Raw genomic sequence first — 10,245 nt, 5'->3', positions numbered from 1 at the left:
CCTAAGTCTGTCATATTCCTCATTATAAACATGGTATTCCCCATCTAATTCGATAGCTAGCTTTAATTGAGGACAATAAAAATCCAGAATGTATTACCCAATAGAATGTTGTCGCCTAAACTTCAGATCGCATATTCTTTTTCCTTTAAGCTAATTCCAAAGTTCACATTCCGCTGGAGTTGCTCTGTTTCTCAATAGTTTTCTCCTATAAATCATTTCTGGCCGGTTACTTTTCATATCTTTCTTATATTGTTGAAAACTAATTTATAAAAAAGACTTAAAACCACCTCCCCTCTCCTTCGTCGAAGTACTCCTCCTTGCCAGGAGGAGAGCTGATTTACAGCTTGCAAAACACTATATATGTGAATGTTTGAATCTTTTCGAACACTAAAGCGCTTTGCCCCGGGCTATGATGTGGCAGACCTACAGCCTGCTGTTTACAGCTTGGTAATTTAATAATGGCGCAGCCTATAATTGAGAAACTGTCAAACAGTTGAATAGTTGATAATTTATAAGTTGAACAGTTTCCCAGTTCGACGATTTCTCAGTTCGACAGTTCAACAGTTTGACAGTTCAACAACTACATTTCCTCGCTTTCGGCCTGTGTCTACATAACGATGTGCCTCGACTATGTCACTAAGCGGATAGCTGCGGTCTATTACAGGCTTTATTATTTCCTCTTCCATAAGGTTTTTTAGCAGGTTCAGATCCTGCTCTTTCTCCCTGGGCGAACGCAATCCCGTAGCAGCTATCCTGGCTTTCTGGCGTGTAAAGAGACTACTCCATAAAACATGCGGAATAATTCCGAAGCCAATTCCCGCTTCCAGGAAAGTTCCGTTCTTCTTTAAGACCCGTTTAGCATCCTTGTAGGCAATTTTACCAACAGTATCAAAAACCAGGTCATAGGTCTCGTTGCCTTTGGTAAAATCCTCCCTTGTATAATCAATCACCCTGGTGGCACCCAATGATCTGACCAGTTCCATATTGCCATGGCTGCATACACCAGTTACCTCAGCTCCAAAGTAGCGCGCCACCTGCACAGCCGCTGTTCCCACACTGCCCGATGCACCGTTGATCAGCACCTTATGGCCCCGTTTGATCCTGCCTGTATCACGGAGAAATGGCATGGCCGTTAAAAAGCCATCGACAGAGGCTGCCGCTTCACTGTAAGAGATATTCTCAGGAAGTGCAGTGATGACACCATCCTCGGGCAGACTAATAAATTCTGCATTGGCACCAAACCCTGGTCCGGCCGTACCAAAAACTTTGTTGCCCGGCTTAAAACGGGTGACTGCCTTACCTACTTCAACAACCTCACCGGCCATCTCCTCTCCCAACCTTGTGAGCCTGGGTTTTAACATGCCGGTAAACATTCTAGCCATCAATGGCTCTCCCCTCCTGAAATTACATTCAGTAGCCGTAACCGTTGTCGCATGTATTTTGATCAATACCTCATTATCTGCCGGACCGGGCTTTTCCACCTCCTTAAGCTGCAATACCTCGGGACCTCCATATCTGTTATATTCAATCGCTTTCATCATGTATTGGTGTTATTGTTTGATACAAAAATATGACAGCTACCTGCCACAAGCGTTCTGAATTATAATTCCGAACAAAGTATTTATTTGTCGAACTGCTCAACAGTCGAATTGTCGAATTGAACATCTCACATCCAAAAATCCAAACATACAAACATAAACAGTTCCGGTCAATGACAATGCATGCACTGTAATTTGAAGAAAACACTAAATGGCTCAATATCTGTATTATAAGCTAAATCTAGGTCTAATTACGTTAAATACATTAACCTATAGACGTTAGAATAACAGGGCTTTTTGAAGAAAAACACTAAAAAAAGTGCCTTATTAAGTCATTTCCGCATGTTTTTGACCCTTAATTGGGTCATTTTCGAGCCTCAAACGACCCTCCTTCGGTATTTCTTCGGTAATTGTTCGGCTACGCGCGTAAGCGAACAATTACCGAAGGATTACCGAAGGATTACCGAAGAACAGCCGAACAATTACCGAAGCGGGTTCGAAGGTGTTCCGAAGCGGGATCGAATTCATTTCGCACCACACTCGAAGAAATGAGCTACTTTGTTAAAGTTTTTTAGTGGAAGGTTACTAATTTATCTTGCAACAGTATCACTCAGCGAAGTTTGAAACGTAGTCGAATTATTCCTTTTAGCCTGTAACTACCTTAGTATAACAGCAGGCAATTCTTATACTTCAATCCCCTGTTGGCCCAGGGTTGCCCCGCTGCAGCGGGCGAATTGTGCGGGGAAAAATAAAGCCTGATGTTTTTTGCATCAGGCCCTATTTAATGTTCATTTACAACAATTCTCCTATGAATTATAACACATTATATTTCAGGTAAGGACGGTAAAGCATCTCCCCCGCTACCGCGCGAATCCCTTCGCGTGGTTTATACAAATCACTTTATTACAATTACATCCAACAACCCTTTCTCCCCACTATAATCCCGTGCACTACTATACACATAATCTTCTGGGCGGAATACCAAACCTTCATTTACCGGATTATTATGTATATAGTTAATCTTCTCATCTATTACTTTGTTACTCCATAACTCAATCGGCTTGTTATCATGTCGCCAAAACTGACATTTATTGACATTCGATGATCTTAATCCAACTTTCTCAAATTGATCAAACAGCCATTCTTTGCGGCTTTCTCTCGGATTATTCCTTATTGCTTCAATAACCTTATTACTGGTATAACGTTTAAAATCTCCTAATAACAATTCTGGCTTTTGACCTGAAATACTTCTAAAAATTAAATGCACATGGTTAGTCATTATGCACCAGGCAAACAACTCCATGCCTTTGTTTTTCTGACAAAACTCTTAACTATCAAGCAGTATATTTTTATATTCATTTTTGGTGAATACATCCAGCCACTCTACTACTGCAAAACTTACAAAATAAACTCCTTCCGGATTGTAAAATTTATAATTACGACTCATAATATCAAATATAATAAAAGCTGTACGTAGAAATGCGGTATATTATCGATAATTAGATGGACCACGCAAAGGGATTCGCGCGGCAGCGGGGGTAAAACTTAATGTGTAAATAACAGTTGAATGTGGCTGATTATCTGGCAATACCTTTGTGTAAAAAAGGTAATAGTAATAATAAAAAACGTTCATCATGGTTTGTAATTTTTATAGAAGTAATACCAAAGGGCTTCATTAGATTGAGATGGTGCCCCCGCTGACGCTGATCAAGGTTAACTACCATACAATAAACCAATATAATATTATATTTCTTTCCTTACTTATTGCTGTCCCCTTTGAATACCCATGTTTCCACTCGTCCATAGTTTCAGGTCTATATACATCTGCATCAACTTTCCAAAAAGAACCATTTTTTGCTTCGTGGACATAAATTTTCGTGTCAGAGGGAACATTGTATCGTTTATACACAAACCTTTCCCCACCAATAATCGTATCTGTTTTTGTAAAACCTGCATTAAAATCATATCTACCTAAATCAGGAATCGGATAATTACCTTTGTAGTAAATATCATGATCCTTGTTAAAGACAAGTTTTTCCTTGAAAATCATGCTAAGGATAAAGTTTTCTTCATTACAAGGCGTTGTTTCGTAAATAAAAAATTTAGGAGCCTTAAAAACACTATCGACCGAACTACAAATAACTATACATTCAGCCTTGAGAGATCGGATGTAATAGGGAGACGGATTAAGTGGTGGTATTGAAAATTCTGCGCTAATAAAATTTAGACCATCCAAACCGTCAAAATGATTGAATATACTGTCTACTATTAAACTACTTTCAAGATTTTCACTATAGTTTTTAATAGTTTTACAATTTTTTATGTCATACATTCTTTTACAAGATGTAGATAACAATATTAGTACTGCATATAATAAAACATGTAATTTCATTTTAATTATCATCTTTGAATTGATTGTGAAATGGATATTCCCCTTGCTGGCTTGCTCGGGAGTGTGGATTACTCTAACAATTGCATCAAAATTTTTCTTCCATCTTGTTTGTAAACATACAAGCTATCAGAGTTACTCTTTTTCACAATGCTATCACCAACATTAATGATATAATAAGCCCCTATACCTGTATCATTATCAATTGCTCTTACACCCCAATTACCAATCTGAGTTTTGATTCTACATAAATTAGAAGAAACTCTATAACCATTTAACTTCCAATCAAATTTGGAAATTGCTTTATGTGATATAGAATCACTATAATTTAATGAAGGATATTTTTTTGCATCATCCTTAACCATTAAGTAGTCTTTAGTAAACCATATAACGGCTAATATCATAAAAAATACCATTATTATTAAACCAATTTTTATTCGTTTCATATTCTTTTATTTTTCCATAGATACTTTCTCGCTTCCTTGCACTCGAGCGGCAGTGGGGGGCTGACAAAAACATAACTTGCTACTGTATCGATTACTGCCCCGCTGCCACGCGAGTACGATAGCTATCGTACCTTTCGCGTGGTTTATACAAATCACTTTATTACAATAACATCCAACAATCCTTTTTCTCCTGCTGTGCAGATTTGCAATCTGTGCCCATCATTCGATAACACCGTTCTCCAAATCGAATACTCATAACTATAAATTTGCCATATAAATATACAAAAGCTCGGCTAAAACGGTCAGTTTTTTGCTTTTAACCAGGTAGTACAGATTGCAAATCTACCTAGCGCAGAGGTCAAAAACACAAGCTTCATTATTTAACTAATTAGTTAAATTAGTTGAATGTATTATGCTTAGTGCTTAGTCTTAGGCTGTTTGTCTGCTGATTCCCTCTCTTCTTTCAAATACTGCCCTGGTGTTAAACCTGTTTCTTTTTTAAAGTAGGTATTAAAAACTGTTTTGGAGTTAAACCCACTTTCATAGGCCAGGCCCAGGAGGGTTAAATGAGCGCAGGCAGGATCCCTGGCCAACAACTTAAAGGCCTCCACCCTGTAGTGGTTAATAAACTGGTTAAAATTCTTGCCCAATGTTTCGTTCAGCAACCACGATAGCTGGTTGGGGTGCATCTTAAGTTGTTCTGCCAAAAGACGTATGGATAGATCGGGGTCGAGATAGGGTTTGTGAAGCTCAATATGCTCAAGTAGCCTAGTGGCATATGTTGTGGCGACCTCATCACTAAGCAATGGCTTCTTTTCAGTGCCCGGCTCAGCTTCATAATCGCTTAAATATATCCGTTGATGAAAGCCTGCATACCTGTCATCGCTCTTCAGGCATCTGGCCAGGGGATCAGTAAAACGAAGCATTAACAATGATGCCTTATCTGCAAGGGCCTTTTCAAGCCACTCAAAGGCCCTATCATATTCTTCCAGCACGGCATACATCAAAAACAGGTATGAATCAGCGGTGAAACCATTTTCTTCACGTGATTGTTTTCTAAGCTGCTCCAGGTACAGGCTTACATTGGCCTGATCCTTCAAACAGGCATAGGCTAAAGCCTTAGCTCCTGTTTTCTCACCTTGTATCACCACTTCCGAAGGAATGGTATCATAATAGTCAAGTACATCATTATACCTTTCCAGTTTAAGCAGACAAAGGCTTTTAATGGAATGGGCAGGTATATTCTTATCGTTGACCTCCAAACAATTGTTCAGGAGATCCAGCGCCTTGTCATAATCTTCGAGCATGTAGTGGTAGTAAGCATTGAAGAAACGGGTTTCATCCGATAAGGGATTAATGGCTATGGCCATATCAAGATGTTTCTTTGCCCTCGCATTTTGGCCTGCAATAAGGTATAAAAAGGACATGAACTGCTGAGCTTCGGCGTTATTGGGATTGATCTCTATTGCCCTGGCCATTTCTTTAAGGGACCTGTTGTAATCACAATCGATAAAAAAAGCCTGGTTCGACAATTGATAATGTACACCCGATGACTGATCATTTAACTGTAGTGCTTTATTAGTCAGTCGCTTCGTTTTTTCCCACGCCTCCTGGTACGGCATAAAACCCGTCGTTCCCAAGAAACTATAGGAATCGGCCAGCCCAAGGTATGATTCACTGTGTTGAGGATCGCATTTCAGGGCTTTTTCAAACAAGGTAATGGCATTGGTCACATCTTCAGGATTCCACTTATTGCGCAGATAATTAGCTCTTAATGAATAATCATATGCCGTAATATTATCGGTTTGCGGTCTTGCCAGGTGCGTCTGAATTTCAAAATGCCCAAAGTGTTCCCTCAGTTTATCCGCTATCAGTAAACTTATTTCGTCCTGAACAGCAAAAACATCAGCCAGCTGACGATCCCATGTTTCAGACCAGAAATGAAAATCATCCTCAGCCTGTATCAGCTGGGCAGTTATGCGCATGGCAGCCCCATGCAACCTCACACTTCCTTCAAGTATGGTCGACACCTGCAATGTCTGCCCTATTTCACGAATTGGCACATTCTTATTTTTAAAGAAAAAGGAAGAGGTTCGTGAGGTAACTTTAAGTCCCTTAATCCTGGCCAGCGCATTAATAATTTCTTCAGTAATACCATCGCTGAAGTATTCATTCTCTGCTATGGAACTCATATTAACGAAAGGAAGTACAGCTATGGTTTTATTATCAGGTCTCATACGATTTAGGGCGGATCAGAATAGTTATTAATACTTATACAGATGGCTTTCGGGTAACATTACTAAATTTAACATGTATAACATCTGTGAGTGTCTTTTGGTTATTAATCAAAAAATAACACTTCTTTACGACCTGAACAATTAACAAAAACACCCTTCAAACATCTACATTATCAATTCATTAACTCATTTTCCCGATTGAGTACTTTATTTTCTTTAATCGTCTGCTTCAACATAGGAAGAAGAAATATAACACTTAGTTTTGTATCTTGCAGTTATAAAATTGCAATCCATTATTCATTCTTACTCTTATGAATGAATTATAATACTGTATAAAAATACTATTTGAAATTCTAAATGGCATTTGAAGAATATTTTAAATTGGGTTTAAGCGTTGGGGCTATTCTTATTTTTCTGATGGCAATCTTCTTGTGGTTTTTTCCACGAAGTTTTTTTGCCAACAAGGTTTTAGCCATCCTTATCTTTTTATGGGGAATTACTGTACTGAGCTTTGTTATTCAATCGCGAAGTTTTTACGTTCGCTTCCCCCACATCTATGGCACTACATCAGCGTTCATACTCATGTTTTTTCCCTTGATGTATTTGTACATTAAAACATACCTGTATAAAGATGCCCGGAACTTTAAAAATATAATTATTCACTGTATCCCCTTTATAATACGTATCATAGCATTTATACCTTTTTACATATTATCAGCGGACGAAAAGATCGAGATCATTACAGAGGGCAGTACCCCATGGCTTGATAACTTATTCAGACTAAATGATATTGTCATCATTCTTCAGGGGGTTATCTACACGGTTCTGTCCATGAGAATCTTATATCATTTCCAGTATTTTAGAGAACGAAGATTGACTAAAGTTCAGAATAATGCTGTTTATTGGTTGAAACAGTTTGTGGTCATCAATGTATTTCTGTGGGCAACTGGTGTATCAGGAGCCGTTTTCTATATGTTGAAAATTGATGTCCCCTTTGATCTGTTCAATATTTATTACCTGGGTCTTACCGGATTAACTTTATGGATGGGTTACTTTACATTAAAAAAGCCTCATTTATTCTCAGAAGGGCAAAGCATTAAAACCATCGCCACCGTAAAAAATGAAGATCAGGAAGAAGAAGTTGACAGCAAAATAAAGGAAGACCTGGAAAAGCTGGTTAGTTACCTTGATGAAAGCAAGCCATACCTGAATAATGAAATGAATCTTCAGCACTTATCTGAGGGGACAGAATTGACAAAACATCGGATTTCAGAGGTCATTAATAAGGCCCTCAATAAAACATTCTACGATGTGATCAATATGTATCGTACCAATGAAGCTATTCGCCTGATGAATGAAGGCTTTCACAAACAACACACCCTTACTTCGCTTGCCGAAATGGCCGGATTTAATTCAAAAGCCACTTTCAACCGGATATTTAAGAAGAATACCGGCAAAACACCCAGTGAATTTATCAAAAGTATTGAGTAATAATCTGAACTCTTAACAATCCGTACTGATGCCGCTAACCCCATGAGCTTCCATCATTCGCAATGTACCGGAAGTTCATAGCTGTTATTGACGAGCCACACTTTAATTACACGAGTCCCATTTTAGTATCATTTGTCAAATATTTCACAATCAGTGAAGCTATCGTTTAATTACTCAATTTCTATTAGACACACATTGATTCTCCCCTTCCCATCGTGCGCTTAAGCTCATCGTTCAAACTTGGTTTCAAACAATGGCTAACCCTACCCTTGTATTGAAACTAAGCATTATGGCTGTCTGCTACTTACAACTTTTTGTAGTGGTAAAACAACATGCTGAAAACGTCTCATTGAGCCAAATAAGACGCTCCATTTTCGATTGATTCGTGCACATAAGTGTCCAAAATTACTTTTGAGCCAACCTTAAAAAGGGTAAATGTTAATTTAAAACAAATTGATATGATTAAAAATTTACACAAAATGAAAAGTTGGCTCATAGCTATGTTAGCTGTTGTAGCTTTAATGGGCGCTTCGGCTGATGCTGTGGCGCAGTATGAAGGAACAAGTGTTACTGTTTCAATTTCCTCTGGAGCAGATCCATCTGATGTTGCCGGAGAATACACCTACCACGACATGTTTAACGGTAAAGGTCGTTTCGTAAAAAACGTATCAGGATTAGGAGAATTATATATACAATGGGGCGAGAACATAGGACAAAATAATGGCTGGTGGATGAAAGCTGACGGTTATATTGTTGGCAACAGTTCTGATGATACTGGTCTTGTTGCAATAGCAAACTGGACAATGTCTCAAACCTATACAGTTGAGTTTGCTGGAACAGGAACGGTAGAAAGTGGAGATTTAACCGTTTCAGTAGATATACCAACTATGGGGGGCGGTTTAACCGGTGATTATGTTTTCAATGGCATGTCAAACGGCAAAGTATCTTTTATCCATAATGATACGGGAGCCATGATTGCGTGGGGAGATATGATGTCTTCAGGCAGTGATCGCTGGGAGCTTTATCTGGCCGGTTTTACTGGTACTCAGTTAATTCATGCTAATACCGATGATGCCGATTTGGTTCCTCAATATGGATGGGAAGATTTATGGATGGAAGGATTAGGTACATTCAGTGGTAACGGTACTTATAATAACTATGCCGATATGGTGGTATCAGTAGATATACCAACTATGGGCGGCGGTTTAACCGGTGATTATGTTTTCAATGGCATGTCAAACGGCAAAGTATCTTTTATCCATAATGATACGGGAGCCATGATTGCGTGGGGAGATATGATGTCTTCAGGCAGTGATCGCTGGGAGCTTTATCTGGCCGGTTTTACTGGTACTCAGTTAATTCATGCTAACACCGATGATGCCGATTTGGTCCCTCAATATGGATGGGAAGATTTATGGATGGAAGGATTAGGTACATTCAGTGGTAACGGTACTTATAATAACTATGCCGATATGGTGGTATCAGTAGATATACCAACTATGGGGGGCGGTTTAACCGGTGATTATGTTTTCAATGGCATGTCAAACGGCAAAGTATCTTTTATCCATAATGATACGGGAGCCATGATTGCGTGGGGAGATATGATGTCTTCAGGCAGTGATCGCTGGGAGCTTTATCTGGCCGGTTTTACTGGTACTCAGTTAATTCATGCTAATACTCATGACACAGAATTGGTTCCTCAGAATGGATGGGAAGATTTATGGATGGAAGGATTAGGCAGTTTCTCAGGCTCAGGAACTGTCAACAACACACCTACAGCTATCACAGATGTTCTTCCTGGGTTTGAATTGAATGTTTATCCTAATCCGGCAACAGATTTTATTACAATTAGTCTGAACGAATCAGCAAGCTTATCAGTATACAGTGCAACTGGTTCTGTCGTTTTATCAAAGCTTCTATATAACGGTGAAAATCACATAGAATTAGCTCCTTTGACAAACGGTATTTACATGTTTGCTGTTGAAGTAAATGGCGAAACAGAAGTCATTAAAGTGATTAAGAAATAATGTTGCGAAATATATTGGTTTTGTATCTAAAGGGTGCTTCTACGGAAGCATCCTTTTATTGTTTACGCCTTATTAAAATATCTGTAATATAACAATTTAGGTGTTTATCATTGTTTC

The 10,245-nt window shown here is 38.7% G+C and carries 7 protein-coding genes and 1 pseudogene; 2 read left to right on the top strand and 6 right to left on the bottom strand.

The features are described 5' to 3' along the window. The 6 genes and pseudogenes from ACRD69_RS13390 to ACRD69_RS13365 form a co-directional block, all read right to left on the bottom strand. Positions 1–87, bottom strand: an 87-nt coding sequence (locus ACRD69_RS13390; RefSeq protein WP_430815606.1) for a DUF559 domain-containing protein, incomplete at its 3' end; no start/stop codon positions are given. 470 nt (positions 88–557) lie between these two features. After that, the gene (locus ACRD69_RS13385) at positions 558–1,538 is read right to left on the bottom strand and encodes an NAD(P)-dependent alcohol dehydrogenase (RefSeq protein WP_430815605.1); all 981 of its coding nucleotides are present in this window, start codon (positions 1,536–1,538) and stop codon (positions 558–560) included. An 895-nt stretch (positions 1,539–2,433) separates the two neighbouring features. After that, positions 2,434–2,844, bottom strand: a pseudogene (locus ACRD69_RS13380) (transposase); the annotation flags it as partial. Between the two features lie 411 nt (positions 2,845–3,255). Beyond that, positions 3,256–3,870, bottom strand: coding sequence for a hypothetical protein (locus ACRD69_RS13375; RefSeq protein WP_430815604.1), 615 nt, complete (start codon positions 3,868–3,870; stop codon positions 3,256–3,258). Positions 3,871–3,998: 128 nt separating this feature from the next. Next, positions 3,999–4,373 carry a hypothetical protein gene (locus tag ACRD69_RS13370; RefSeq protein ID WP_430815603.1) on the bottom strand — a complete coding sequence of 125 codons (375 nt, stop codon included), beginning with the start codon at positions 4,371–4,373 and terminating at the stop codon, positions 3,999–4,001. Between the two features lie 416 nt (positions 4,374–4,789). Next, positions 4,790–6,610: a helix-turn-helix domain-containing protein gene (locus ACRD69_RS13365; RefSeq protein ID WP_430815602.1), complete on the bottom strand. Its 1,821-nt coding sequence runs from the start codon at positions 6,608–6,610 to the stop codon at positions 4,790–4,792. 357 nt (positions 6,611–6,967) lie between these two features. Between ACRD69_RS13365 and ACRD69_RS13360 the strand changes: the two genes are divergently transcribed. After that, entirely contained in the window at positions 6,968–8,101 is a 1,134-nt protein-coding gene (locus tag ACRD69_RS13360; RefSeq protein WP_430815601.1) for a helix-turn-helix domain-containing protein, read from the top strand. Between the two features lie 458 nt (positions 8,102–8,559). Continuing rightward, on the top strand, positions 8,560–10,128 hold the full coding sequence (locus ACRD69_RS13355; RefSeq protein WP_430815600.1) for a T9SS type A sorting domain-containing protein: 1,569 nt from the start codon (positions 8,560–8,562) through the stop codon (positions 10,126–10,128). The last annotated feature ends 117 nt before the right edge of the window (positions 10,129–10,245 follow it).

Source organism: Carboxylicivirga agarovorans (genome assembly GCF_050589845.1).
GTDB lineage: Bacteria > Bacteroidota > Bacteroidia > Bacteroidales > Marinilabiliaceae > Carboxylicivirga > Carboxylicivirga agarovorans.
This window is presented reverse-complemented; position numbering and strand designations above follow the sequence as displayed.

What these genes read in the sequence shown, in the direction of transcription:
- ACRD69_RS13355 (WP_430815600.1), top strand. Translation starts at nt 8,560, where the DNA reads ATGATTAAAAATTTACACAAAATGAAAAGTTGGCTCATAGCTATGTTA.
- ACRD69_RS13385 (WP_430815605.1), bottom strand. Translation starts at nt 1,538, where the DNA reads ATGAAAGCGATTGAATATAACAGATATGGAGGTCCCGAGGTATTGCAG.
- ACRD69_RS13375 (WP_430815604.1), bottom strand. Translation starts at nt 3,870, where the DNA reads ATGTATGACATAAAAAATTGTAAAACTATTAAAAACTATAGTGAAAAT.
- ACRD69_RS13360 (WP_430815601.1), top strand. Translation starts at nt 6,968, where the DNA reads ATGGCATTTGAAGAATATTTTAAATTGGGTTTAAGCGTTGGGGCTATT.
- ACRD69_RS13365 (WP_430815602.1), bottom strand. Translation starts at nt 6,610, where the DNA reads ATGAGACCTGATAATAAAACCATAGCTGTACTTCCTTTCGTTAATATG.
- ACRD69_RS13370 (WP_430815603.1), bottom strand. Translation starts at nt 4,373, where the DNA reads ATGAAACGAATAAAAATTGGTTTAATAATAATGGTATTTTTTATGATA.